Origin of the sequence: Tropicimonas sp. IMCC34011 (assembly GCF_003390865.1) — a bacterium.
Classification (GTDB): Bacteria; Pseudomonadota; Alphaproteobacteria; order Rhodobacterales; family Rhodobacteraceae; genus Tropicimonas_B.
On sequence record NZ_QMEJ01000005.1, the window covers coordinates 55,803 to 82,283 of the forward strand.

A 26,481-nucleotide genomic window follows, 5' to 3' on the forward strand; every position below is an offset into this window, starting at 1 on the left:
CGTCCGGTTTAAGAAGGTCGGACGTAGCTCCTGCTTCTTGTCAGAGCGGACTGAACTTCATCCCGTCGGTTCTGGACGGGATAAAACAGTGTCCAATTCGAGCCCCCGCAACCATCGTTTCCGACAATGCCCTCGCCATCCGCGGGGGCTTTGTCGTATCCCCTGAACAGACCGTCTTCCGATCTATCAGACCGGAGATCTCGAACGCACGAAGGCTACCGCCGATCTCCGGGAAATTGCGGACTGCTCCGTTGGTCTCGGCTAAGTCCCCGCTGGCTACTTCAGGTGCCGCTCGAAGAAGGCGATCATCCTGGTGTAGGCGAAGCGCGTCTGGGGCAGGCCCTCGTTGTCCCAGCCATGACCGGCGCCGGGCAGGGTGACGAGCTCGACGTCCTTGTTTCCGGCGATGAGTTTTTCCATGAGGGCGATCGTGTCCGAGTAGAGCACGACCTCGTCTTTCGTTCCGTGGACGATCATCAGCGGATCTTCGAGCGTATCCACCTGCCAGTAGGCAGACTGGGCCTCAAAACGGGCGGGAAAGTCCGGGCCGTGATGCGGCCCCATGATCCATTCCTGTTCGGGATAGGCGTGGAAGACGTTGGTGGCCGGAGCGCCCGCGATGCCGCAGGCATAGGTGCCCGGCTTCTTCGCCAGCGACATGATGGCCATCAGCCCGCCGTAGCTCGAGCCCCAGATGCCGACGCGTGTTTCGTCCACGAGGCCGCGGTCCACCAGTGAGGCGACGCAATCGGCGATGTCGTCGATATCCTGCGCGCCGTAGCTGTGGAGCATCGGGGCATTCCAGTCCCGGCCGCGACCAAAGCTGCCCCGGATCTCGGGCTGGACCACGATGAAGCCCCGCGCCGCCAGCACCTGGTCGAGACCCCATGAGGGATGCGCCGCGCGGCCGCCCCACTGGTTGAGCAGCGCGTCGGAGTAGTTGGAGCCGACGACGAGGGGGTAGCGGCGGGCGGGATCGTGGTCCGCGGGCAGGGTGATGCGCGCCATCAGCTCCGCCCCGTCGATCCGGCTGGTATACGGCAGGTACGTAACGGAGGCCCATGGCAGGCCGTCGAAACTGTCCTGCGGGGAATGCGTGAGCCGAACCGCCTCGCCCCCCGGCAGCGGCTGCAGGAAGAGCTCGTGCGGGGCCGCGTCGTTGGAGTAGAGGTCTGCCGCCTTGCTGAAATCGGGGGCGTAGGTCGGAACGTGCAGGCCGGGGGCGGTGGTCACAGGCGTGAGCGCGCCTCCCGCGAGCCGCATGATCTGCCGCTCCGCGGGATGCGCGGCGTTGCTCGTCAGGTAGATCGCACCATCCGGGGCAACGGCGAAATCCGCGACTTCCCATTCCCCGGAGGTCAGTGGCTCCAGCTCCGCGCCGGGGGCCGGCAGGCGGTGCAGGTGATTGAAGCCGCTCGGGGCGTCGGTGGTCAGCAGAAGCGTGCCGTCGGGGGCATAGGCGCAGCGCCAGTCTGGCCGGATCTTGACCGGGTCGTGCGCGGCATAAGCCTCGGTCCGCGTGCCGCCCGCGATATCGAAGGTGTAGATGGTGTGATGCTTGATCGACAGATCGCTGGAGGACACCATGAGCGTCGCCCCGTCGGGGGAGATGGCGTAGTCCCAGATCGCATCTTCGTTGTCGGCCCTGTCGAACCAGGCGGGAGCGCCACCCGCCACGGGGATCACGGCAAGGCGGCGCTCGGTCAGCGCGTCCCCGGGGAAGGCGCGGGTGTGATGATCCACGCGGGCCTCGCCGCCGGCATCGTAGGCGATCTCGATCCGGCGCACCTTTCGGTCATCAGCCTGCACAGCGGCGATCGTCCGGCTGTCGGGCGCGAAGGCGAAGCTCTCGACGTAGAGAAGCGGTTCGGCCTCGTGAAGGAGGGTCGGCGCCGCATCCGGCGCACCGAGCGCATAGAGGGCTCCGTCCGACACGAAGGCCAGCGTCCTGCCGTCCGGGCTGCGCGAGAGGCTCGAGATGTTTGCAAGGTCCGCGGCGACGGGGCGGAGCGCGCCGCCCTCGACCCGGTAGAGCTTGCCGGCCAGAATCACGAGAGCGGTGCCGTCAGCCGCAAGCAGGGCCTCGGAGAGTCCGGCCGGCGTATCTTTGTGCTCTTCCGCGATATCGGTCAGGCGCGTCAGCTTGCCGTCGGACCAGGACCAGAGATCACGCGCGCGGGCCCCCTTGTCGCTCCACAGGAAGGTCAGCGTCCGGCTGTCCTGCGACCAGCTCGCTCCGATGGGCTTGGTGCCGATCACGCTCGGCTCGGAGTAGAAGGCGTCGATGGTCATGGAAGTCATGGGTCGTCCTGCTTGTTCGAGCGCACGCGTTACGCGCGACTAACCTTGCGATGCTGGCCTTGGGCCCGCCGCTCCCCCGACGGGGGGAAGCGTCTCACGCGGCGGCGAGGTCCGTTTTGTAGATCGCGCCGTCCTTCATGATCATCCGCAGGTTCTTCTCGGGCTCGGCGATGATCGCCATGTCCTCCAGCGGGTTGCCGTCGACCACCAGGATGTCGGCGATGGCTCCGGGCGCGATGACGCCGAGTTCGCCCTCTTTCTGCACGATCTCGGCGTTCACCGAAGTTGCGGATCTGAGCACGTCCACCGGGCGCTGGACGCGGGCGCGGATGGTGAATTCCTGAAGTTGCGCGAACTCCATTTCCCCCATCAGGTCCGTCCCGAAGCCGAGGCGGACGCCGGCATCGCTCGCCAGCCCCAGCATCTTCAGCCCGGACTCGTTCACGTAGTTCAGCTTCTCCATCACGTAGGGCGAGAGGCCGAGCTCCTGCCCATGCTCGGCCGTGACTTCGTAGGCGACGAGCGTCGGAACGATGAAGGCATTCGCGTCCGCCACCATCTTCGCCGTCTCGGCGTCGATCAGGTTGGCGTGTTCGATGGTCCGCACGCCGGCGCGGATCGAGTGTGCGATCGCCTTGCTCTCGTAGGCGTGGGCGCAGACGTACTTGCCGCGCACCTCCGCCTCCTCGACGACCGCGCGGATTTCACCTTCGGAGTACTGAATCTGGTCGATGGCATCGGTGGGGGAGCCGACACCGCCGGACGCCAGGACCTTGATGTGGTCGGCGCCCTTGCGCAATTCGTTGCGAACATGGCTGCGCAGCGCCTGTTCGCCCTCCACGATATGGCAATCGAAATTGAAGGCCGAGGCGTTGACGTCGATGTCGAGGCGGTCGTCGGTGAGGCTGCGGTGGTCCCCGTGGCCGCCGATCTGGGACAGGCCAGGGCCGCCGACGAAGAGACGCGGCCCCGGAATGAAGCCCTTCGCGACGCCGTTCCGGATGCCCACATCGCCTCCGGCCACGTCCCGCACGGAGGTAAACCCGCGATCCAGCATCTTGCGAATCCGGGGCACGGCGCGGGCGGTCATCTCGGTCACCGCGATGTCGCGGTTGCGCTCGGCGACGAGGTTGATCGCGAAGACATGGGCGTGGCAATCGATCAGGCCCGGCATCAGCGTGCGGCCCTTGAGATCATAGGTCACGCCGTCGCTCGAGGTCAGACGCTCCGTCGTCACCTCCTTGATACGCCCATCCTCGACGAGGACGGAGACCCCTTCACGAAGCTCGTCCGATACACCGTCGAAAAGGGTAGCGTTGATAAAGAGCGTGGTGGTCATGTCCTGCCTTTCGGATTGGCGTCTGAGGCGCAGGCGGGGCCTACGTGCCCGAGGCTTAGTCGATAGGCAGATGCCCTGTAAAGTTCCTTGATCAAACTATCACAATCAACGGCCGGGGGTTCGCGGTGCAGAGGTGGGGAAATCGATAGGGCCGTAAGGTACTGTTTCAGATAGTCTTTTCCGGGGTTCCCGTTCAAATGGATTGCAGCCGAACTGCTCTGCCGATCCCGTCACGCGCCATGGTCTCCTCGGGCCTCGTGGAGAGAGCGGATGATGGCGCTTGACAAAATTTCGGGGACAAACCTAGTTTCGAGGTGTCTTGATCAAATGCGCACATCTTCCGCGGTGGGGAATAATTCCTTGCCGCAGAAGCCCAGAATAAAGCGTTCAACAGGAAGCGCCGGTAGCGGCGGAAAGGACATCACCTTGAAGAGAAACCTTCTCGCCACAACGATGCTCGGAGCCCTGGCTCTGCAATTCGCGCTTCCCGCGTCTCAAGCCGCGGCCGATCCCGAGACCGGCGGCACCCTTCGCATCCTCGGCACCGCCGAGGTCGACCGCTTCGATACCGTGCCGCCCGCGACCGCCGTGACCGGAAACTTCTTCCGGGCGGTCCAGCGCCAGCTCGTCAGCTTCAAGGCGTCCGACGATCCGGACGAACAGATCCAGCCTTTCGGGGATCTCGCGACCGACATCCCGACGCCGACGGATGACGGCCTGACCTACACCTTCACGCTGCGGGACGGCGCCAACTGGGACGCGCCGGACGGCGCTCGTCAGATCACCTCCGCCGATGTGGCGCGCGGGTTCAAGCGGATGTGCAACCCCTCTCTTCCCTCTCCCTCCATCAGCTTCTTCGACGGGCTGATCGAGGGCGTGACCGAGTTCTGCGAGGGCTTCGCGGACATCGAGCCGACGCCCGAGGCGATGAAGGAGTACATCGAGGGCAATGACATCGCCGGGATCGAGACCCCGTCCGATGATACCGTGATCTTCCGCCTCACCGAGGCCGCGAACGACTTCATCTATCTGCTGACGCTGGTCCCCGCGTCCCCGGCTCCGATCGAGGTCCTGGACTACCAGCCCGACAGCCCGGATTACCGCGAGAACTACATCGCCTCCGGCCCCTACACGGTCGAAAGCTACGTGCCCGACAGCGTCGTGCATCTCGTGCGCAACCCGGCATGGGAGGCCGAGAGCGATCCGCTTCGCAACGCCTATGTCGACGAGATCGACGTGATCGCGGGTGTGCAGGCCGATGCGGCCATGCAGCAGCTCCAGTCCGGCGATGGCGACATGCTCTACGACATTCCGGTCCCGCCCGTGACCGTGCAGATGCTGAACATGCAAGGCGACGACAAGATCTCCGCCGTGGCGCAGGGTTCGTCCAAGATGGTCTGGATCAACACCGTTTCGGACAACAACGACGGGGCGCTGCGCAACCTCAAGGTCCGCGAGGCGCTGGCCTACGCGATCGACCGGGCCGCCGTGGTCCAGCAGTTCGGGGGCGAGGAATTCGCCTCGCCGCTTCACGGCATCATGCCGGCCGGGGTCGTCGGGCATCACGAGTTCAACCTCTTCCCGACGCCGGACGACAAGGGCGATCCCGAGAAAGCAAAGGCGCTTCTCGCCGAGGCCGGCTACCCGGACGGGCTGACGCTGAAGATGCCGTTCCGCAACCTCGGTTCGGATCCCGCGGTGGCGCAGGTCATCCAGGCGGCGTTCCAGGAGGCCGGTTTCACGATCGAACTGATCCCCACGCCGGCGTCGGACTTCTACGCCCGCCTGATCACGAATTTCGAGAACGCCCAGAACGGCGTCTGGGACCTCGTTCCCTCCGGCTGGTCCCCCGATTGGCCGGGTGGCGCGGCGCGCTCGATCTACACGCCGCAGTACACCTATGACGGCACCCACGGCACGTTCAACTTCTCGGATTACAACAATCCCGAGGCCACCGAACTGGCCGAGCAGGCGCTCGTGACCACCGATCTCGAGGAAAGCCGCGAGCTCTGGGAGCAGGTGGACGAGATGGTCACGGCGGACGTGCCGACCATCCCGCTCGTCTCGCTCCAGACGGTCATGTACCACGGTGAGGACGTCGAGAATTTCCTGCCCTACGCCGCCGGCGGGCAGGGGGACTGGACCAACGTCTGGCTCGATCGCTGATCCGCACAGGACCAACCTGAATACTGGCCAGCCTCCCTCGCGGGGGGTTGGCCGCACCATTTCTGCGAAGGCCTTACATGCCCGTTCTCGAGGTTCGTAACCTTTCGATCGACATTCCCACCGGCGACGGTGAGCTGCATGCCGTTCGCGATGTCTCCTTCTCCGTCGAGGCCGAGGAGATGTTCGGCATCGTCGGCGAAAGCGGATCCGGCAAGAGCGTCCTGTCGCAGTCGATCATGGGGCTCCTGCCGAACACCACCCGGCGCGGCAGCATCCTGTTCGAGGGCCGCGATCTCGTGACCCTTCCGGAGCGGCAGATGAGGCGGCTCCGCGGCGACCGGATCGCGATGATCTCGCAGGACCCTCTTTCGGCGCTGCACCCCTACTTCTCCGTCGGCCAGCAGATCTGCGAGGCGATCCTCGCGCACCGCTCCCTCACCCGGGCGGAGGCGCTGAAGGAGGCCGTGGACGTGCTCGGTCTCGTCGGGATCCGGGACCCCGAAGCGAGGGTCCACGACTACCCACACCAGTTCTCGGGCGGCATGCGGCAGCGCGTGATGATCGCCATGGCCGTCGCCCTGAAACCTGCCCTCCTGATCGCGGACGAGCCCACGACGGCGCTCGACGTGACCATCCAGGCGCAGATCATCGAGATGATCGACGAGATGCGGAGGGAACTCGGCACCGCCGTGATCATGGTCACGCACGATCTCGCCCTTCTCTCCAGCATCGCCGACAACGCCATGGTGATGTATGCGGGCAATCGCATGGAGACGGGGTCGGGCGCCGCCGTCCTCGGCAACCCCGATCATCCCTATACCCAGGGCCTGCTCGCCTCGTCCCCGGCCCATGACACGGCGACCGGTCGGCTCAGCTCGATCCCCGGCCAGCCGCCCAGCCTCCTGGACTCCCCGACCGGCTGCGTCTTCGCCCCGCGCTGCGCCGCGGCGATGGACAGGTGCCGGACCGAACGTCCCCCGCTGCGGCACGGGCGCGGCTCGGACTACCTCTGCTGGGTCGAGGGCGGCCTGTCCGGGACGCAAGAAACGCCCGCAGCGAAACCGGTCCGTCCGGCAGGGCTTGCCGCCGCGCCCGAGCCCGAGCCGGTGATCGACGTCGCGGACCTGCGGCTCACCTACCACTCGGGCTCCTTCTTCGGCAAAGCCAAGACGACCGAAGTCCTGAAGGGCATCGACCTGACGCTGAGGCGCGGCGAAACGCTCGGCATCGTGGGCGAAAGCGGCTGCGGGAAATCCTCCCTCGCGCGGATCATCGCGGGGCTCCATGCTCCGAGCGGGGGCCGCGTCTCGATCCTCGGTCGCGACATGGCTGAGTTCGGACCGGAGGACTGGCGCAGTCTCCGGCAGAACGTCCAGATGGTGTTCCAGGACCCCTTCGGCTCGCTCAATCCACGCCGCCGCGTCGGCGCGATCATCGGCGATCCGTTCCGCATCCACGGCGTCTGCGCCGGCGAGGAGCGCAAATCCCGCGTGCGGGATCTGATGGACCTCGTCGGTCTCAATCCCGAGCACTACAACCGCTTTCCGTCGGAGTTCTCGGGCGGCCAGCGTCAGCGTATCGGCATCGCGCGGGCGCTCGCGCTGCAACCGAAGATCGTGATTTTCGACGAGCCGGTCTCCGCCCTCGACGTGTCGATCCAGGCCCAGATCCTGAACCTGATCCAGGACCTCCAGATCGAGCGGGATCTGTCCTACCTCTTCATTTCCCATGACCTCTCGGTCGTCCGCCACGTCAGCGACCGGCTCATGGTGATGAATGCCGGCGAAGTGGTCGAGGAAGGCACGACCGCCGAGATCTACGAACGCCCCCGCCACCCCTACACCCGGCAACTCCTCGAGGCGGCCATGGTCGGCGCGCGCGCCCCGGACCATATGCAAGAGGAGGTGAGCGCATGAGCGACGTCGTCCAACGCGGCTCCTTCGAGCTGACCCTGCGCCGGGTCCTGTCCGACAGGGCGGGCATGCTGTCCCTCGCCTTCATCGTGGTGCTCGCGCTCTTCGCCATCGGGGCGGACGCCATCGCGTATCTCGTCGGCCATTCCCCGGTCGAGCAGTTCAGGGATACGGGGCTGACGCCGCAGGGCCTTCCGGTGCCGCCGAGCCCGGAGTTCCTGATGGGCACCGACCAGCTCGGGCGCGACGTTCTCGTCCGCCTCGCATACGGCGCACGCGTCTCGCTCCTGATCGGCGTCATCGCCTCCCTGCTGGCGGCCTGCATAGGCGTGACGGTTGGCGTTCTCGCGGGCTATTTCGGCGGCTGGGTGGATGTCGTCCTTGGGCGGCTGATGGACTTCGTGATGTCGATACCGGTCCTTCTGTGCATGCTCTCCCTCGTCTCGGTCTTCGGAACCAGCATTCCGCTCTCGGTCTCCGTCATCGTGTTTTTCAGCTGGACGATCATGGGGCGGGTCATCCGCGGTCAGGTCATGTCCCTGAGAGAACGGGAATTCGTCATGGCGAGCCGGACGCTGGGAGCGGGGCACCTGTCGATCATGGTGATCGACATCCTGCCCAATCTCAGCGTTCCGATCATCATCTACACCACGATGATGATCCCGACCTCGATCATCTTCGAATCCACGCTGTCCTTCCTCGGCCTCGGGATCGTGCCGCCGGCGCCGAGCTGGGGCGGGATGCTGTCCGAGGCCGCGAACAACTCGATCTACATGTTCGCGTGGTGGCTGATCCTGTTCCCAAGTGTGATCCTCCTTTTGACAACACTGTCGTTCAACATCCTCGGAGACACGCTGCGCGACGCGCTCGACCCGAAAGCCAATTTCCGGCCGGTGAAGATGCGCTGGCGGATCTGGCCGAAGCGGTCCCGGTCGAAGGGAGACGCGAAATGATCGGTTTCCTCGCCAAGCGCGTCGGGTTCGCGGCCCTCGTCCTGTTCCTCCTGTCGGCCTTCATCTTCTTCCTGTTCTTCGTCGCGCCGGGCGACCCCGCGCGTCTTGTCGCTGGGGAGCGCGCCTCGGATGCGCAGGTGCAGCAGGTGCGGGAGAACCTCGGCCTCGGTAAGCCGGTTCTCGCGCAGTATGGCGACTTCGTCATGCGCTCGCTTTCGGGCGATCTGGGGTTCTCGTACCGCAACCAGCAGCCTGTCCTGACCCTGATCCAGCAGCGGATGCCGGCCACGATCTCCCTGTGCGCGGGGGCCGTCGTGATGTGGCTTCTGCTGGGCGTCCCGATCGGGATCATGTCGGCGCGCAAGCCGGGCAGCTTGCGGGATCGGCTTGGTCAGGTGTTCATCCTCGTCGGCGTCAGTTTCCCGTCCTTCGTCCTCGGCATGGCCGCGCTCTACTGCCTCTATTTCCTGCCCCGCAAGGCGGGGTTCACGCTGTTTCCGGCCGGCAGCTACAAGCCGATCGGCGACGGCGTGCTGGACTGGGCCTGGCACCTGTTCCTGCCATGGCTCTCCCTCGCGCTGACATCTGCCGCGATCTATGCCCGGCTCACCCGGGGCCAGATGCTCGAGGTCCTGGGGGAAGACTACATCCGGACCGCGCGCGCGAAGGGCCTGAAGGAGCGGGTCGTCGTCTTCAAGCATGGCCTGCGCGCCGTGCTGACGCCGCTCACAACGCAGCTCGGCGCCGACGTCGCGGTCCTGCTCGGCGGCGCCATCGTCACCGAACAGGTCTTCGGACTGCAGGGGATCGGCTCGCTCGCCGTGCAGGCGGTGAACAGTCAGGATCGGCCGGTCATCATCGGCATCGTGCTCCTGGCCGGCTTCTTCATCGTCGTGGCGAACATCGTCGTCGATCTGCTCTACGTCGCCCTCGATCCGCGCGTCAGGACCGGCGCTGCCTGAGATCGCGCCAGCCGATCAGCTCTCCACGGCGAAGAATTGCTCGAAGACGCAAGCGTCCCGCACCATGTCGATCAGGTTCAGCACCACGGGGCTGCGCGTCCCCCGGGGGTAGACCACGACGTAATCGAGCGGCTCGGGCGTAGCGCCCGTGTCGATCCGCGACAGCACCGCGTCGAAGGGGGCCGTGTCGAGGATGAAGTCCGGCAGGACGGAAATCCCGTAGCCGGAGGCGACGAAGGCGATGAGGGGCAGCAGGCCCTCGGTCACCGTCACCCTGTTCGTCTCCGCCCCGACGAAGGCGCGGGAGACGACCTGATCGAAGAACGTGTTCTCCTGCACGATGAGGGGCATGCGCGCGAGGTCGGCGCCCGTCAGCGGGCCTTCGGCGTCGAACGCGCCCCGGGCCGCGCAGAACGACGTGGCCAGTGTCGCCACCTTGTTGACCGCGAATTCCTGCGGAAAGAGCGCCGAGGGCACGACGGCGATGTCGAGTTCGTTCTGCGACATCAGCTGCCTCAACTGCGGCGCCGAGCCCACCCGCAGATCCAGCTCGAGCTTCGGGAAATGGTCGCGGGCGGTGCGCAGGAAGCCGGGCACCCAGCTGAAGGACGACAGCTCCGTCACGCCGATGGATACCCGTCGGGCGATCATCCCGGGCGACGTCAGTCGGGCGAGGAAGTCTTCCGTTCTCTCAAGGATCCCGGCGGCCTGCGCGCAGGCATCCTGCCCCTGCCGCGACAGGGTCGGAATGCGGGTCGTCCGGTCGAAGAGAGAGGCGCCCGTCACGGCTTCGAGTTCCTGTATGCGACGGGTTATGGTAGATTGGGACGTCTCGAGCTGCCGGGCCGCGGCCTCGAAGCTGCCGAGCCGGCCGATCCAGTAGAGCGCCTCCAGTTGCTTCAGCGTGACCACGGGGATGACCTCGTTTCAGGGGGCGGCATGCGTCGGGATGGCGCCGCCTATTTGAAAACGGTTGCATAAAGCGGGACAAAAGCACATGGAAAATTGCATGTTGCGGGATAGACGCAGTTTGAATTACCCTCCCGGCATGCGCGGCGGCCGAGCTGGAGGAGCCATGCCGCTTCCGTCTACAGGGAGGATGATTACCCAATGAAACGCAGAACACTTCTCGCCGGCGCGGCACTCGGAGCGGGCGCCATGACCCTCGGTGCCCCGGCAATCGCCCAGGGAAAGCGCGTCCTGAAACTGGTCGGAACGTTCCCGCGCGGCTTTCCGGGCCTCGGCACGGCGCCCGAAAAGATCGCAAAGCTCCTGACCGATGCGACCGACGGCGCGCTGACGGTCGAGTATTTCGGCGGCGGCGAGCTCGTCCCGCCCTATGCCGTGAACGACGCTGTCTCCAGCGGCGCGGCCGAGATGGGCCATAGCGCTCCCTACTTTGCCGCCGGCAAGATCCCGGCCACCATGTACTTCACCAACATGCCCTACGGGCTGTCGGCCAACGAGCTGGGCGGGTGGATCCGCTACGGTGGCGGCCAGGACCTGTGGGACGAGCTCTACGCTCCGTTCAACCTCAAGCCCTTCTGGGCGGGCAGCTCCATGGCGCAGGCTGGCGGCTGGTTCCGGCGGCCGATCGAAAGCCTCGACGACCTGCAGGGCCTCAAGATGCGCATCGCCGGCCTCGGTGGCGAGATCATGCAGAAGGTCGGCGTCTCCTCGGTCAACCTGCCGCCGAGCGAGATCTTCCCGGCGCTGCAATCCGGCGTGGTCGACGCGGCGGAGTTCGTCGGTCCGTGGAACGACGTCGCGCTCGGCCTCGCGAAGGTCGCCCCCTATTACTACATGCCTGCCCCCCACGAGACGGGCGCCGGCCTCGAGACCATCTTCCGGATGGATGTCTGGGAGGAGTTCACCCCCGCCCAGAAGGTCATCGCGGAATCCGTCGTCTCTGCCGTGGCGGACGAGACGACAACGGCCTTCGCCTACAACAACGCCGTTGCGCTCGAGCAGCTCATGGCGGACGGCGTGACGCCGACGGTCTTCCCCAACGACGTGGTCGATGCCCTCGGCAAGGCGTCCATCGAGGTGCTGGAAGCCTATCCCGCCGGCGACGAGATGTCCGAGAAGGTCCACGGCCCCTACGTCGAGTTCATCAAGCAGGCCACGCAATGCGGCAAGGTGCTTGAAGGGCAGATGTACTCCGACCGCGCCCGCGTCTGGGGCATCTGAGCCTCCGCGATCCTTCCGGCGAGACGCTCCGCGCGCCTCGCCGGTCTTCCCAGAAGGGCACCGCCATGAAACTTGCCGCCATCATCGATGCGGTGACCGACCGGATCGGGCGCGTCGTGTGCTGGTCCATCCTCGTTATGGTCCTGCTGCAATTTGCCGTCGTCGTCGCGCGATACGTCTTCTCGACGTCGGTCCTCTTCGGCATTCCGGCCGTGTGGCTGCAGGAGGGCATCGTCTACCTGCATGGCATCGCGATCCTGCTCGGCACGTCCTATTCCATGCTGTGGAACCGCAACGTGCGGGTCGACATCCTCTATGAACGCGCGAGTCCCCGCGTGCAGGACCTGACGGAGCTCTTCGGCAACCTTCTGTTCGTGCTGCCCCTGTGCATCGTGATCGCCTGGGCCTCCTTGCCGAACGTCACGATGGCCTGGGCCGTGAAGGAAGGTTCGATCGAGCCGAACGGCATCCCGCTGCGCTACCTGCTCAAGGCGCTGATCTTCGGCTTCTGCGCCCTCGTTTCACTTCAGGCGATCTCGAGCATCATCCGCGCGGGCGCTCGCCTCGCCGGGCGCTCCACGGCGCCCATCTACCGCACGGATACTTCACTGTGAGCGCCATCATTCCCTATCTCGACCTGCTGATGTTCCCGGTGGCCATCGTGATGCTGCTTCGGGGCTTCCCCGTCGCCTTCACGCTCGCCGGCGTCGGGCTTCTGTTCTCCGTGCTCGGGGTCGTCTTCGAGGTCGGCTACTTCGCGACCGGCGACCTCTCCTTCCTGCGCGCGCTCTTCGGGCGGATCTACGGCCTGATGGACGAGACGAACGAGGTGCTGGTTGCCGTGCCGCTCTTCGTCTTCATGGGGGTCACGCTGGAGCGCAGCGGCGTCGCCGCGGACCTTCTGAGTTCCATGGCGAAGATCTTCGGCAGGATGCCCGGCGGGCTCGGCATTTCGGTCGCCATCGTCGGAATGCTGCTGGCGGCCTCCACCGGCATCGTCGGTGCGACGGTCGTGACCATGGGCCTGATCTCCCTGCCGACGATGATGAAGGCGAAGTACGACACGCGCCTGTCCACCGGGATCATCGCCGCCTCGGGCACGCTGGGGCAGATCATCCCGCCGTCGCTCGTCCTGATCATCCTCGGCGACGTGCTCTCCAACTCCTACATCACCGCGCGCCGCAGCGTCGGCGACTGGGCGCCCGATCCTGTCTCCGTCGGCGACATCTTCGCCGGTGCGCTGGTGCCGGGGCTGATCCTCGTCGGCGTCTACGTGCTCTACATCCTCGCCGTCGCGCTCATCTTCCCCAAGCGCGCACCGAGCGTGGTGGACCAGGGCGAGAAGGTTGAGCTGGGCCCGGTCCTGATGCTCCTGATTCCGCCGCTCCTCCTCATCATCGCCGTTCTCGGCTCCATCCTGTTCGGCGTCGCGACCCCCACCGAGGCCGCGTCCATCGGGTCCATCGGGGCAATCCTCCTCGCCGGGCAGCGGCTGTCGGACAAGTCCTCCCTGCCGCAGATCGTCGCGCTCGTCGGTGCCGTGATCGTCGTCCTCTTCGTTCTGTACACCGACCTGCGCCTGACGCGGACCACGATCACCACGCGCGATACCGTCAACGTCGCCCTCGTCTCGCTGGCGCTCCTCGCCTTCGTTTGGGGCAGTGCCGTCAGCCTCTGGCGGATCTGGGCGTCGAAGGCGGATGACGGGCCGTCCACCCTCGGTTCCATCCTGCGCGCCTCGCTGCACATGTCGGTCATGGTCTTCGCGATCTACATCGGCGCACAGGTCTTCAACCTCGCGTTTCGGGGCCTCGGCGGAGAGCAGACGGTCAACGAGTTCTTCAGCGGCCTGCCGGGCGGTCCGTGGATCGCACTCGCCAGCATGCTGGCGATCATGTTCCTCCTCGGTTTCTTCCTCGACTTCCTCGAGATCGTCTTCGTGGTCACGCCGATCATGGCCCCGGTGCTCTTCTCCTTCAGCGCCGCCGACGGGTCGGTCCTCTTCCACCCTGTCTGGATCGCGGTGGTCATGGGGCTGAACCTGCAGACCAGCTTCCTCACGCCACCCTTCGGCTTCGCGCTGTTCTATCTCCGGGCGGTTGCGCCGAGGGAGGTGACGACGGGTGCGATCTATCGCGGCATCGTACCCTTCGTCGCGATCCAGATCGTGATCCTCGGCGTCGTTCTCTTCTGGCCGGGAATCGCGACGTGGTTGCCGGCGGTTCTGGCGGGCTGACGGCCCGCACACCCCTCACAGGAGCCGTTTGGCATGAAAACGCCCCGCTTCCGTTCGGAGATCGTCAGAGACGGGACGATCCGCAGCACCTCGCGCAGCTTCCTCTACGCGCTCGGTCTCGATGACGACGATATCGCGGCGCCGCATGTCGCCGTGATCCACACCGGCGGGGACATGAGCCCCTGCAACACCACGCTCCGGGACCAGGCCCAGCATGCCAAGACGGGCGTCTTCGCGGCGGGCGGGACGCCCCACGAATGCCCTGTCGTCTCCGTGTCGGACGGTCTCAGCGTGGCGCATTCGGGGATGCGATTCTCCCTGATCTCCCGCGAGCTGATCGCGGACAGCGTCGAGGCGACGGTGCGCGGGCACCAGTGGGACGGCATCCTCGGGATCGGCGGCTGCGACAAGAACATGCCCGGCCTGATGATGGGGATGGTTCGCTGCAACGTGCCGTCGCTCTTCCTCTACGGCGGCTCTTCCCTGCCCGGGCAGATCGACGGCGAGGACGTCAATATCGTCGACACCTACGAGACCATCGGACAGGTGCTCGCCGGCGAGGCCACCGAGGAGGAGCTGGACCGGATGACCCGCAGCTGCCTGCCGACCGCCGGAGCCTGCGCGGGGCAGTTCACCGCGAACACGATGGGAATGGTCTCCGAGATCCTCGGGCTCGCTCTTCTGGGGTCTTCCATGGTGCCGGCCGTCTATGCCGCACGGGCGCCGCTCGCGCGGCGGGCGGGAAAGGTCCTGATGGCGGCCGTGCAGGGCGATGCGCCGCTGCCGCGGGACCTCGTGACACGCCGGTCGCTCGAAAATGCCTGCGCCGTGGTCGCGGCCACCGGCGGCTCCACCAATGCCGCGCTCCATATCCCCGCCATCGCCCACGAGGCGGGGATCGCGTTCCATCTCGATGACGTCGCCGAGGTCTTTTCCCGCACGCCGCTCATCGCCGATCTCAAGCCGGGCGGCCGCTTCCTCGCGCGGGACGTGTTCTACGCCGGCGGCGCCCCGGTGATCTTCAAGGCGCTGCTCGATGGCGGGTACCTCCACGGGGACTGCCTTTCGATCACCGGACGGACCATGGCCGAGGAGCTGACGGAGACCCCATCACCCGATGGCGAGGTCGTCCGCCCGACCTCCGCCGCCATCGCCCCCACCGGCGGTGTCGTCGTGCTGAAGGGCAACCTTGCGCCGGACGGCGCGCTCCTGAAGGTCGCCGGGCTGAAGAAGCTGACCCATCAAGGCCCGGCCCGCGTCTTCGAATGCGAGGAGGACTGTCTCGCGGCGATCCGGACCATGGACTACGACGAAGGCGACGTCATCGTGATCCGCAACGAGGGCCCGCGCGGCGGACCGGGCATGCGGGAGATGCTCGGCATCACGGCCCTGATCTACGGGCAGGGCAGGGGGGAGAAGGTCGCGCTGATCACGGATGGCCGCTTCTCCGGCGCAACGCGCGGCATGTGCATCGGCTACATCTGCCCGGAAGCCGCAGCGGACGGGCCGATCGGTCTTCTGCAGGACGGGGACATCGTTCGGATCGATGCGACGGCCGGGACCTGCACGATGGACATGGACGTGGACGAGGGCACCCTGAACCGGCGCCGCGAGACCCGCCCGCCGCGCGCCGACATGGCGCGGGGCGGCCTTCTGGAGAAGTACGCGGCGACTGTCGGCTCCGCGGACAAGGGGGCCGTGACCCATAGCGGCGGCGTCGTCTGGGAGAAGGATACCACCTCGTGATCGGCTTCGTCGGACTGGGGGACATGGGGCTGCCGATGGCCTCGCGCCTTCTTGCGGAGGGCCACGAGGTCATCGCCTGGAACCGCTCGCCGGGCCCGCTGTCGGCCCTGGAGGAGAAGGGGGCCGTCGCTGCCGCAGATCCGGCCGAGGTGATGTCCCGCGCGGAGCTTGTCGGTCTCTGCCTCTCGTCCCACGAGACGGTCGAGACGGTCGCCTTCGGTCCTCGCGGTCTCTTTTCCGCGACGGACATCGCGGCCCGCGCCGTTGCCGATTTCTCGACCGGCTCCGCCGAGGCCGCCCGGAGCTTCGCAAACCGTGCGGAGGAAAAGGGCGTTGCATGGGTCGATGCCCCCGTCAGCGGCGGTGTCCCGGCGGCCGAGAGCGGCGAGCTGATCGTCTTCGCCGGCGGGACGGCCGAGGGTGCCCGGATGCTTGCGCCGCTCTTCGAGGCCGTCGCCGAGCGCGTCACTCATGTCGGCCCCTCCGGCGCGGGTCAGGTGATGAAGATCTGCAACCAGATGATCGCCGCCACGAACGTGGTGGCCATCGCCGAGGCCACCGCATTCGCCCGCAAGGCGGGGGTGGAGGTGGACACCCTCGCATCGGCGCTTGCCGGCGGCTTCGCAGATTCCGCACCGCTGCGCATCTTCGGCCCGCGCATGGCGGCGCAGTCCTTCAGCCCGCGTCTCGGTGCGATTTCCCTCATGCGCAAGGATACCGGGCTGGTGCAGGCGCTTGCCGCCGAGATCGGCGCCGAGGTCCCCCTCACCGATGCCGCGCGCCGGGTGTATGACCGCGCCGGAGATCATCCCGACATCGACTTCGACAGCGACCTCTCCGCCCTCGTGCGGCTCTACGAGGACGCTCTGACCCACGCGGACGAGGACGCAGGCGCATGACCCGAACAGCAGTGATCACAGGCGGCGCCTCCGGCATCGGGCTGGCCTGCACGCGGCACTTCCTGCGCGAGGGCTGGAATGTCGCGCTGAGCTATTTTCTCGAGGAGGAGAAGGCGGGCGCCGACGCGTTGGTGGAGGAGGCTCCGGAGGGCAGGGCCGTCGCGCTTCGCTCCGATGTGACCCGGGATGACGAGTGCCGTGCGCTAGCCGCCCTCGCCATCGAGACCTTCGGCGGGATTGACGCTCTGGTGTCCTCGGCCGGCACTACGCGAATGGTGCCGCATCACGACCTCGACGGTCTGACCATGGACGACTTCATGATGACGACTGCGGTCAATACCGCCGGGCCCTTCCAGATCGTGCGCGCCTGCGCCGAGGCGCTGAAGGCGGGGGAGGGCGGCAGTGTCGTGATCGTCTCCTCCTACGGGGCGATCTGGGGAACCGGGTCCTCCATCGCCTATGCCGCGTCCAAGGGCGCGACGAACACGCTCACCATGTCCCTCGCGCGGGTGCTGGCGCCGAAGGTTCGCGTCAATGCGGTCTGCCCGGCCCTGATCTCCGGCGGCTTCGTCGAGCGCATGGACAAGGGGATCTTCGATGCCCGCGTCGAGCTTCAGGAACGCCGCGCGCCGCTGCAACTGGTCGGCCGGCCGGAGGACGTGGCGGCGGATGTCTACTGGCTGAGCACCGGCGCCCGCCTGATCACGGGAACGGTCCTCTCGCTGGACAGCGGCCTGCATCTCAACGGCGACAGCTGACGGGCGGTCCGGTGCCGCACTGGCGGCAAGTGCAACGTCCGGTCCCCGTTTCGACTACCGCAGGGCGGCGGCCCGGACCATCCCATGCCGCCGCCCCGCTTTCCGTCCGATCTCCTCAGTCGAAGAGGGACCGCTCGATCCCGGCCGTCTCGAAGAGGTAGTCGCGCGAGCGGGTGATCTGGTCGGTCAGGGCGAGCAGGTCGAAGCCGACCATCTCGCCCTTCCATTTCCGGATCTCGCCCGCGGAGAGCACCGTTTCGACGTTCGAGCGTTCCATGAGATTGACCACCGCGCCCGGCGCATTGTTCAGCGGCGCGACGTTCAGCGCCTCGGCGTCGAGCAGGATGATGTCCGCCTCCTTGCCGGGGCTGAGGCTGCCCACCTTGTGATCGAGCCAGAGGTCCTTCGCGCCATTCACGGTCGCAAATTCAAGCACGTCGCGGGAGGTCAGCAGCGTCGGCGCATCCTCCGCGCCCTCGAGCGCCGCCTGGTTCGCGAAGGCACGCTGGAGCGTCATGGCGCCGCGCATCTGGGTGAAGAAGTCCGCCGTCATGGTGCATTCCACATCCACCGACAGCGACGGCGCGATGCCCATGTCGAGCGCCTTCTGGATCGGCGGCATGCCGTGGCGCATCTGCATCTCGATCGGCACGGAGAGCGACACATGCGCGCCCACCTCGCGTGTCCGTTGCCACGCCGCATCGCTCATCCCGGTCATGTGGATGAAGAGATGCCTGTCGGTGAAGTGCGGGATCAGCCTGTCCATCGTCTCGGCCATGCCGAGGCTGCCGACCACGTGCAGCGCGATCGGAAGGTCCAGCTCCTGCCCGAGGCGCCACAGATCGAGCGGGTCCACGTCCGGCAGGTAGGCCTCGCCGCCCATGATCATGGTCAGCATCTGGTCGTCCGAGCTGAAATGCTCGTCGCGGATCCTGCGGGCGTCCTGCGGGTATTGCGCATCGGCGCCATAACCCTCGAAGTAGCCAAACACGCCCCGGCGCCCGGCATCGCGGAGGCCCCGGATCGCCGCGTCCGAATGTGCGGGCGAATGGTGGATCTGGGAGACGTCGTGCACGGTCGTCACGCCCGCATCGAGCTGGCTGATCCCGCCGAAGAGTTCGGAGATGTAGACGTCGTCCGGGCGGTACACGACCGAGAGTTTGCCGAGGATATCGTCGAGATAGTTGCGCGCCCCCTCGCGTTCGGGCGTCGCGTACATGATCCCGTTGGGCAGGAAGGAGCGCAGCGCGGTTTCGAACTGGTGGTGATGGGTGTCGATGAAGCCCGGCATGACGATCCGGCCACCGGCCTCGATGACGGCGGCATCTGGCGCGTCGATGGAGGGCGCGATCTCGAGAATGCGGCTGCCTTCGAGCAGCACGTCGCCGCGTTCGAAGTCACCGATCGCCGGATCCATGCTCATCACGTGACCGCCGCGGATCAATGTCCGGCGCCCTTGCTGGCCCACGCCCTGCGGCAGGGATTGCGCGGCGGCGGGGCCGGACAGGAATGTCGGGAGCGCGGCGGTCGCGGCAGCGCCCGCGGCGGCGAACTTGAGAAAGGAGCGGCGGTTCGGGCCGGCCGAGCGGCAGAGTTTGCACATGGATGATCCTCCTGGTGCATGGTTACCGATAGTATGTTAGGGGGGATAAGGGTGTGAAAACGGCGGCTCAAGGAGGCACGTTCATGAAGCTAGGGCACATGTCTGTTCCCGGGGATTGCAACCGGATCTCGCCGATCCTGTCCCATGTCGGCAACAAGTGGGCGGCCCTGACCGTCCTCGTGCTGTCCGAGCGGCCGAAGCGCTACAACCAGCTTCGGCGGGAAATCGAGACCATCTCCCAACGGATGCTGACGGTCACCCTGCGGGGCCTGGAACGGGACGGCCTCGTCGCCCGCGAGGTCTTTGCGCAAAAGACGCCGCCGCAGGTCGAGTACAGTCTGACGCCTCTCGGACAGACCCTTGTCGAGCCGCTTTTCGCTCTGTGCCAATGGTCCGCGCTCAACTGCGCCGAGATCGAGCGCAACCAGGCGGCCCATGACAGCAAAGTGGACGACAGCCACGCCTCGGTCGCCTGAACCGGCCCCCCTGTCGCAGCGTGGCGGCGGGGCCTGTCCGGCAGCAGGAGCGGGGACGACCGCCCCCCGACTTCAGCTGCACGCCGGTGGCCGCATCATCGGACTGCCCGAGCGCTTTTTTCACTGAGACAGCATGAGATCGCAAACGATGCGGAGCGACGCATAGGTGCCCTAAGGTAACGCTAAGGTGCCTGCGTCATCCGTGCGGGCACCTGTTTCCACCTATAGCCCGTATTAAAACGTTTAATCTGCTTTCGGACGGTTCATCATACAAGGTTCACAAATGGTTTGCTGGGTCGTCACATGACGGGTCTAGCCCCCGAGGCGACGCAATAAACCCTGGGGACAGCATGATGCTCATTGAAAAACCTGCCCGCACGCTCGTCGTCGCTGCGGCGCTCCTGACGGCGTTCGGCGGCGCCGCAACGGCACAGGACGACAGCCGTCCGGACCTGACGATCGCCGTGGCCGGCCTTCCGCCCACCCTGGAGCCTGCGAAGGAGCTCTCCAACGTCGGAACGCGGATCACGTATTCCGTCTACGACACCCTGATCCGCCGCGACTTCAACTCCGAAGAGGGCGGCAGCGGCGCCGAGCTGACCCCCGGCCTCGCCGAGAGCTGGGATCGCGTGGACGACCGGACCCTCGAGGTGCACCTGCGCCCCGGTGTGACGTTCCAGAACGGCGCCGAGCTGACGGCCGAGGACGTGGCCTTCACCTTCTCGCCCGAGCGTCTCACCGGTGAGGACACGCTCCTGCCCGAGGGCGCCGGATACTTCGCGACGCTCGAAAGCGTCGAGGCGACAGGTCCCCTGACCGTGCGCTTCACGACGACCGAGCCCGATCCGCTTCTCGAGCAGCGCCTCGCCTCCTGGGCCTCCTGGATCGTGAACGCCGACGACTGGCGGGAGAAGGCCGGGGAAACCGGCGGCCTGCCGCGCTTCCCGGTCGGCACCGGCCCCTACATGCTGGACGAGTTCCAGGCCGACCAGGAAATCCGTCTCGAAGCGTTCGATGACTATTACGGCGGCCGCCCCACCGCGGCCAGCGTCACCTTCCGTGCCGTGCCCGAGGATGCCGCGCGCATCTCCGGCCTCGTCAGCGGCGAGTTCGACATCGTCACGAACATCGCGCCGGACCAGATCGCGCAGATCAACTCCTACGACGACATCGAGACCCGGAGCGTCACGCTCGCGAACTCGCACGTGCTCGTCTACAACACCAACCACCCGGTGCTGGAAGACAAGCGGGTGCGCCAGGCGATGAACCTCGCCATCGACCGCGATCTTCTGAACGAAGCGCTCTGGGGCGGCCAGGCGACCGTGCCGAACAGCCACCAGTATCCCGAATATGGCGACATGTACGATGCCGGCCGGGACGACCTTCGTTACGATCCCGAGGCCGCGCGCGCGCTTCTGGAAGAGGCCGGGTACGACGGCGAGGAGATCGTCTATTCCACCCACCCGACCTATTACCTGAACGCCCTTCCCGCGGCTCAGGCGATGGTCGAGATGTGGAAGGATGTGGGGCTGAACGTCAGCCTGAACGTCACCGAGGACCTGAACAGCCTCCGCGGCGACGACCTGATGATGCGCAACTGGTCCAACTCCACGCGCTACCCCGATCCGCTCGGCGCGCTCTGGCTGGCCTGGGGCCCTCCGGGAGGTCCGCAGCAGACCTGGATGACCTGGTCCAACGAGGACTTCAACGCTGCCGGCCGCGAACTCGAGGTGACCACGGATCTCGAGGAGCGTCAGGCTCTCGCGACCGAGATGCTGGACATCTGGGCCGACGACGCGCCGGGGACGATCCTCTACCAGCCGCTCGAGACCTACGGCGTGCGCAAGGACCTGACGTGGCAGCCCTACACGTTCTACTACATGGACCTGCGTCCCGATAACCTCGAGGTGGAGTGACCTTGACCGGGACCCTCACACTGGACGGGAGCGCCGCTAGCGCTCCCGTTTCCGCCCTTTCCGGGCCCCCTCCGGCGGAGGCCGGGGCGCCCGCCCTCGTCGTCGAGGATCTGTCGGTGCGGCGCGGCTCCGTCTACCTCGTCGAGAGCACGTCGCTGTCCGTCGCGAAGGGAGAGACGCTCTGCCTCGTCGGCGAAAGCGGCTGCGGAAAGAGCCTGACCTGCACGGCCATGATGGGCCTGACCGACGCGCCGCTGGCAGCTGAGGGCTCGATCCGGGTTCTCGGCCGTGAAATCTCGGGACTGCCCGAACGCCGCCTGAACGGCGTGCGCGGACGGGATGTCGCGATGATCTTCCAGGACCCGATGGCCGCGCTGAACCCGATCCAGCGCGTCGGCGCACAGGTCGCGGAGATCCTGTCCGTCCACGGCGAGGCCTCGCCGAAGGAGCGCCGCCGCGAGGTGCTGGCCCTCTTCGAGCGGGTCGGCCTTCCGGACCCGGAGCGACAGGCCCGCGCCTATCCTCACCAGCTCTCCGGCGGCATGTGCCAGCGCGTGATGATCGCCATGGCGATCGCCTGCCGACCCCGGATCCTGATCGCCGACGAACCGACGACCGCGCTCGACGTCACCATCCAGGCCCAGATCCTTCGCCTTTTGCGCGAGCTTCAGGACGAGACCGGCATGGCGATGATCTTCGTTACCCATGACCTCGGCGTCGTGGCCGAGATCGCCGACCGCGTCGCCGTGATGTATTCCGGCCGCGTCGTCGAGGAGGCCGGGGTGGACGAGATCTTCGACGCGCCCCGCCATCCCTATACCCGCGCGCTCATGGCCTGCCGCGTCGGCACCGGTCAGCCGGGAACGGTGCTTCCGGCCATCACCGGCAGCGTGCCCGCGCCCTCCGCCCGGCCGGCGGGCTGCGTCTTCGCGCCCCGCTGCGATCACGCCGGGCCGCCCTGTCTCGTCCGCCCCCAACTCAAGACCCGCATGTCCGGCGCGCGCGTGGCCTGTCACCTCGGGGAGGGCTCGGCATGACCGATCCCATCCTTGCGCTCAAAGGCGTCAAACGGCGCTACCGAACCGGCGGCGGGTTCTTCTCGAAGGAGACGATCACCACCGCCGTCGACGATGTCAGTCTGACCGTCGCGCCGGGCGAGGTCTGCGCGATCGTCGGCGAAAGCGGCAGCGGCAAGTCCACTCTCGCGCGTATCGCCGCGGGGTTCGACGTCCCGGACGGCGGCGAGGCCCTCTTTCGCGGCGCGCCCTTTGCCAAGCCCGGCAGCGCGGCGTGGCGAAAGGAACGGGCGCTGGTCCAGTTCGTCTTCCAGAACCCCTCGGGCGCCCTCGATCCCCGCGCGTCCATCGCCAGCCAGATCGGCGAGATGCTGACCACCCACGAGCGCTGCGACGCGGCCACGCGTGCCGCGCGCATCGAGGATATCCTGGATCGCGTGGGGCTCGCAGGGATGGGCCGCCGGGTGCCGCAGCAGATGTCCGGCGGGCAGCTCCAGCGCGCCGTCCTCGCCCGCGCGCTCGTCGTGCGGCCGGAACTCCTGATCTGCGACGAGGCGGTGAGCGCGCTCGACGTGTCGGTGCAGGCGCAGATCCTCAATCTGCTGATGTCGCTGAAGGATGAGTTCGGGCTGACGATGATCTTCATCACCCACGATCTCGGCGTGGCCCGACATGTCGGCGACCGGATTGCCGTGATGCAGAAGGGCCGGATCGTGGAGAACCGGCGGACCCGCTATCTCTTCGACACTCCGCGCGATGCCTATACCCGCACCCTCCTCGCCGCGATCCCGGCCGCCACTCCTGCCGCCCGCCGCGCGCGGGAGGCCTCCCTCGCACCGGAGACCGCGGCATGATGAAGATCGTCGCCCATCGCGGCCACTCGGCCGACAACCCCGAGAACACCGTCCGGGCCTGGCAGGGGGCCGTGGCCGCGCGGTCCGATCTCGTGGAGATCGACGTGCGGTTCACGGCGGACGGGCGCGCCGTCTGCTGCCATGACGCGGACCTTTTGCGCCTAGCGGGGGATCCCCGGTGCATCGCGAATCTGACGTCGGACGATCTGACTGCGCTGCGGACGGCACATCCCGGGATCGTGCCGGATCTCGCTGAGGCCTTGGCCGAGGTGCCGGGCGATACGGGCCTGCTCCTCGACGTGAAGGACGAGAGCCCGCAAGCGCTCGATCGCCTCGCCGCGATCCTGAAAGACGAGGATCGAGCCGGATGCGTCCTCGGCCTCCATTCCGTCGCCGCACTTCATCGCATGGCCGGTCTCGCCCCCATCCTCGCCCTCTCCCCGCGGGGAGCGGAGCCGGGTCCCTTCCTCGCGGCCGGGGCGGACATGCTCCGCCTCTGGGAAGCCGACGTGGCCGCCTCCCATCGCCCGCCCGGCGTGCCGGTCTGGGTCACCGCTGGCGGAGCCGGAACCGGACGCCCCGTCGGCGATGTCAACGCCACCGGCCTCCGCCGCCTCGCGGAGCACGGCGTGGCTGGCGTTCTCGTCAATGACCCGGCCGCCGCGCGTGCGTCCCTCACCCCCTTGCCTTCGGACCTGACATGACCTCCAAAAGCTGCCTCATCGTGACCTTCGACGGGCTGCGCCGCGACCGCGCGACGGCGGACCTCATGCCGAACGTCGCCCGCTTCCTTGCCGGCGGAACGGACTGCGTGAATGCCCGGTCCGTCTTCCCGAGCGAAACCCGCGTGGCCGTGACCAGCACCGTCACCGGCTGCGCCCCCGCCGCGCACGGCCTCGTCGCGAACCAGTTCCTCCACCGCGTCACGCCGGATCGGATCTTTCAGACGGCCAGCAATGCGGACCTCTCCGCCGCCGCCGCCGCGGGCCAGCTCATCGACCGCCGTTCCCTCGGGGAGCGCCTGACGGACGCCGGACGCAGCATGGCCATCGTGAGCACGGCAAGCCCCGGAGCGACCCGGATGATGAGCCCGCGCGCCCATGCGCTGGGCCACCCGGTCTTCTCGGTCCACGGCGCACCCGTGGGCACCGAGGAGCTTCAGCGCAAGGCGGAGGACCGTCTCGGCCCGATCCCGCCCGCGGGCACGCCCAACAGCGCGCGCGTGGATCACGCCGTCGATGTCCTGACCCGGATCGTCTACCCGGATCACGATCCGGACCTCGCGATCCTCTGGCTCTCCGATCCCGACATCACCTCCCACGGCTTCGGTGTGACGTCCCCCGAAACCCAAGCGGCGCAAGCCGCCTGCGATGCGGCGTTCGGACGGCTCCTCGAGTGGTGGGAGGCCGGGAACGGGCCGGAGAACATCGTGGTGATGTCCGATCATGGCCAGATCACCGGCAGCGCGCGCGTCGATCCCGTGGCGGACTTTCCGGACTGGGAGGGGCGCCTCGTTCCCGGCGCGCTCTGCGGCCTCTGGCTGGAGGAGACCGGACCGGGTGCGATCCAGGACGCGGTGGACCGGCTGAGGGACAGGCCCTGGGCAGGTCTGATCTTCGCAGGCGGCGCGGAGGGGCAGCGGGTGAACGGGGCCATGCCGTGGTCCGCCGTGAACCAGGGTCACCCCCGCACCCCCACCATCGGCGTCACCCTGCGCGCGGCGCCGGCCGGGCCGGACGGGGTGGAGCGATCCTTCTTCGCCGCCGGGATCGAGCCGGGTGGCGGCATCCATGGCGGTCTGACGCGGGGCGAGTTGTCCACCGTTCTGGGGGCCCGCGGACCGGCCTTCCGGCAGGGCCACCGCTCCGACGTCCCGTGCTGGCTGCCCGATATAGCGCCGACGATCCTGTCCGTGATGGGCCTTCCCGTCACCGGCACCACCGGGCGGGCGATGATCGAAATACTTGCCGCCGGCGGGCCGGCCCCCGATGTCGAGCGCCATGTCGAGACGGTGGAGCATCGCGGCCACGTCCAGCACCTCGCCTGGTGGCAGGTCGGTGACGGCCGGATCGTCGATTGCGGCTGGATGGACGAGGCGGGAGCGCCAACGGGTCAAGATACGAGCGCGGAGGAGATCGCATGACCGCACCGTTCCTTCTGCGCAAGGGCGCGCGCTGTCTGATGACCCTGCTTCTTGCCGTGACCTTCGTCTTCGTCGTCCTGCGCCTGTCGGGCGATCCGGTCCAGCGCATGCTGGCGGACGACGTGCCGGCGAAGGTCATCGAGAGCTACCGTGTCATGTGGGGCCTCGACCGGCCGCTGCCGGAGCAGTACCTGCGCTACATCGCGAACGTTGTCCGGGGCGATTTCGGCCTGTCCTTCCGCGATGACAGGGCCGTCGCGACGATCCTCGCGGAGCGCATTCCGGCGACGCTCAAGCTCGGTCTCCTGGCCCTCGGGATCACGCTGCTGATCGGCATTCCGGGCGGCATCGTCGCGGCCCTCAATCGCGGCAAGCTGGTGGACCGGGTGGTGATGGGGATCACCATCCTCGGCCACAGCCTGCCGAACTTCTTCCTCGGGATCCTGCTGATCCTCTACTTCTCGATGACGCTCCGGCTCCTGCCCAGCTCCGGCATCGGGACCTGGCAGCATATGGTCATGCCTGCGATCACGCTCGGCACGTCGTTTGCCGGAACCGTGGCGCGCTTCACCCGCTCGGCCATGCTTGAGGTGCTGAACCAGCCCTACATGCGGACCGCGCGGGCCAAGGGGGTGCAGCGGCCCGCCCGGATCTGGCACCACGCGCTTCCGAATGCGGCGATCCCGGTCGTGACCGTGGTGGGCCTGCGCCTCGGCGGGCTCGTTGGCGGAGCGACGGTTGTGGAGACGGTGTTCGGCTATCCCGGCATCGGCTCCCTCCTCGTCAACTCCGTTGCGCAGCGCGATCTTGCCGTGGTGCAGGGCGTGGTCCTTCTGATCGCCTTCACCATGGTGGTGACCAACCTGCTCATCGACCTCGCCTATGGCTGGCTCGATCCGCGCATCGCGGCGACGCAATCGGGAGCCGGGGCATGAGCGCGCTCGACGCAGGCGGGACGCCGTCTCGCGGCAGGGGGTTTCTCCCCCGCCGCCGGAGAGCCGCGAGGCATC

General features: G+C 67.3%; 21 protein-coding genes. 17 read left to right on the forward strand and 4 right to left on the reverse strand.

The window, feature by feature from the left end; translation table 11 throughout:
- Positions 1-276 precede the first annotated feature (276 nt).
- Both DQG15_RS14645 and DQG15_RS14650 read right to left on the reverse strand, forming a co-directional pair.
- The gene (locus DQG15_RS14645; RefSeq protein WP_116086477.1) at positions 277-2,301 is read right to left on the reverse strand and encodes a prolyl oligopeptidase family serine peptidase; all 2,025 of its coding nucleotides are present in this window, start codon (positions 2,299-2,301) and stop codon (positions 277-279) included.
- Positions 2,302-2,395: 94 nt separating this feature from the next.
- The gene (locus DQG15_RS14650; protein ID WP_116086479.1) at positions 2,396-3,640 is read right to left on the reverse strand and encodes an amidohydrolase family protein; all 1,245 of its coding nucleotides are present in this window, start codon (positions 3,638-3,640) and stop codon (positions 2,396-2,398) included.
- 426 nt (positions 3,641-4,066) lie between these two features.
- On the opposite strand from DQG15_RS14650, the gene DQG15_RS14655 reads away from it, so the two are divergent.
- The 4 genes from DQG15_RS14655 to DQG15_RS14670 all read left to right on the forward strand — a co-directional run bounded on the left by DQG15_RS14655 (position 4,067) and on the right by DQG15_RS14670 (position 9,634).
- On the forward strand, positions 4,067-5,806 hold the full coding sequence (locus tag DQG15_RS14655; RefSeq protein ID WP_198665166.1) for an ABC transporter substrate-binding protein: 1,740 nt from the start codon (positions 4,067-4,069) through the stop codon (positions 5,804-5,806).
- Between the two features lie 77 nt (positions 5,807-5,883).
- A complete protein-coding gene (locus DQG15_RS14660; protein WP_116086481.1) occupies positions 5,884-7,722 on the forward strand; it encodes an ABC transporter ATP-binding protein in 1,839 nt (612 codons plus the stop codon).
- A complete protein-coding gene (locus tag DQG15_RS14665) occupies positions 7,719-8,672 on the forward strand; it encodes an ABC transporter permease (protein ID WP_116086483.1) in 954 nt (317 codons plus the stop codon). Before DQG15_RS14660 ends, DQG15_RS14665 begins: the two co-directional genes overlap by 4 nt.
- Positions 8,669-9,634, forward strand: coding sequence for an ABC transporter permease (locus DQG15_RS14670; RefSeq protein ID WP_116086485.1), 966 nt, complete (start codon positions 8,669-8,671; stop codon positions 9,632-9,634). The genes DQG15_RS14665 and DQG15_RS14670 overlap by 4 nt, the downstream gene beginning before the upstream one ends.
- A gap of 15 nt (positions 9,635-9,649) precedes the next feature.
- Here the strand turns inward: DQG15_RS14670 and DQG15_RS14675 are convergent, their stop codons facing one another.
- On the reverse strand, positions 9,650-10,546 hold the full coding sequence (locus DQG15_RS14675) for a LysR family transcriptional regulator (protein ID WP_116086487.1): 897 nt from the start codon (positions 10,544-10,546) through the stop codon (positions 9,650-9,652).
- 198 nt (positions 10,547-10,744) lie between these two features.
- Between DQG15_RS14675 and DQG15_RS14680 the strand changes: the two genes are divergently transcribed.
- The 6 genes from DQG15_RS14680 to DQG15_RS14705 all read left to right on the forward strand — a co-directional run bounded on the left by DQG15_RS14680 (position 10,745) and on the right by DQG15_RS14705 (position 17,463).
- On the forward strand, positions 10,745-11,824 hold the full coding sequence (locus tag DQG15_RS14680; RefSeq protein ID WP_116086489.1) for a TRAP transporter substrate-binding protein: 1,080 nt from the start codon (positions 10,745-10,747) through the stop codon (positions 11,822-11,824).
- A gap of 65 nt (positions 11,825-11,889) precedes the next feature.
- Entirely contained in the window at positions 11,890-12,438 is a 549-nt protein-coding gene (locus DQG15_RS14685; protein ID WP_116086491.1) for a TRAP transporter small permease subunit, read from the forward strand.
- The gene (locus DQG15_RS14690) at positions 12,435-14,060 is read left to right on the forward strand and encodes a TRAP transporter large permease subunit (RefSeq protein WP_232830872.1); all 1,626 of its coding nucleotides are present in this window, start codon (positions 12,435-12,437) and stop codon (positions 14,058-14,060) included. The genes DQG15_RS14685 and DQG15_RS14690 overlap by 4 nt, the downstream gene beginning before the upstream one ends.
- 33 nt (positions 14,061-14,093) lie before the next feature.
- Positions 14,094-15,806, forward strand: coding sequence for a dihydroxy-acid dehydratase (gene ilvD / locus DQG15_RS14695; protein ID WP_116086493.1), 1,713 nt, complete (start codon positions 14,094-14,096; stop codon positions 15,804-15,806).
- Positions 15,803-16,705 (forward strand): NAD(P)-dependent oxidoreductase, encoded by a 903-nt coding sequence (locus DQG15_RS14700; protein WP_116086495.1) that lies wholly within the window; start codon positions 15,803-15,805, stop codon positions 16,703-16,705. The genes ilvD and DQG15_RS14700 overlap by 4 nt, the downstream gene beginning before the upstream one ends.
- Entirely contained in the window at positions 16,702-17,463 is a 762-nt protein-coding gene (locus DQG15_RS14705) for an SDR family NAD(P)-dependent oxidoreductase (protein ID WP_116086497.1), read from the forward strand. Before DQG15_RS14700 ends, DQG15_RS14705 begins: the two co-directional genes overlap by 4 nt.
- Positions 17,464-17,578: 115 nt before the next feature.
- Here DQG15_RS14705 and DQG15_RS14710 read toward each other — a convergent pair whose 3' ends face one another.
- On the reverse strand, positions 17,579-19,066 hold the full coding sequence (locus DQG15_RS14710) for an amidohydrolase family protein (protein WP_116086499.1): 1,488 nt from the start codon (positions 19,064-19,066) through the stop codon (positions 17,579-17,581).
- A gap of 83 nt (positions 19,067-19,149) precedes the next feature.
- Here DQG15_RS14710 and DQG15_RS18750 point away from each other — a divergent pair, with 83 nt between their 5' ends.
- The 7 genes from DQG15_RS18750 (at position 19,150) to DQG15_RS14745 (ending at position 26,406) form a co-directional block, all read left to right on the forward strand.
- Complete coding sequence (locus DQG15_RS18750) at positions 19,150-19,542, forward strand: helix-turn-helix domain-containing protein (RefSeq protein ID WP_116086501.1); 393 nt, start codon at positions 19,150-19,152, stop codon at positions 19,540-19,542.
- Between the two features lie 350 nt (positions 19,543-19,892).
- The gene (locus DQG15_RS14720) at positions 19,893-21,458 is read left to right on the forward strand and encodes an ABC transporter substrate-binding protein (RefSeq protein ID WP_198665167.1); all 1,566 of its coding nucleotides are present in this window, start codon (positions 19,893-19,895) and stop codon (positions 21,456-21,458) included.
- Between the two features lie 2 nt (positions 21,459-21,460).
- On the forward strand, positions 21,461-22,495 hold the full coding sequence (locus DQG15_RS14725; protein ID WP_198665168.1) for an ABC transporter ATP-binding protein: 1,035 nt from the start codon (positions 21,461-21,463) through the stop codon (positions 22,493-22,495).
- Positions 22,492-23,328: an ATP-binding cassette domain-containing protein gene (locus tag DQG15_RS14730; RefSeq protein ID WP_116086505.1), complete on the forward strand. Its 837-nt coding sequence runs from the start codon at positions 22,492-22,494 to the stop codon at positions 23,326-23,328. Before DQG15_RS14725 ends, DQG15_RS14730 begins: the two co-directional genes overlap by 4 nt.
- The gene (locus tag DQG15_RS14735) at positions 23,325-24,032 is read left to right on the forward strand and encodes a glycerophosphodiester phosphodiesterase (protein ID WP_116086507.1); all 708 of its coding nucleotides are present in this window, start codon (positions 23,325-23,327) and stop codon (positions 24,030-24,032) included. Before DQG15_RS14730 ends, DQG15_RS14735 begins: the two co-directional genes overlap by 4 nt.
- The gene (locus DQG15_RS14740) at positions 24,029-25,471 is read left to right on the forward strand and encodes an alkaline phosphatase family protein (RefSeq protein WP_116086509.1); all 1,443 of its coding nucleotides are present in this window, start codon (positions 24,029-24,031) and stop codon (positions 25,469-25,471) included. The genes DQG15_RS14735 and DQG15_RS14740 overlap by 4 nt, the downstream gene beginning before the upstream one ends.
- Positions 25,468-26,406, forward strand: coding sequence for an ABC transporter permease (locus tag DQG15_RS14745; RefSeq protein WP_116086511.1), 939 nt, complete (start codon positions 25,468-25,470; stop codon positions 26,404-26,406). Before DQG15_RS14740 ends, DQG15_RS14745 begins: the two co-directional genes overlap by 4 nt.
- The last annotated feature ends 75 nt before the right edge of the window (positions 26,407-26,481 follow it).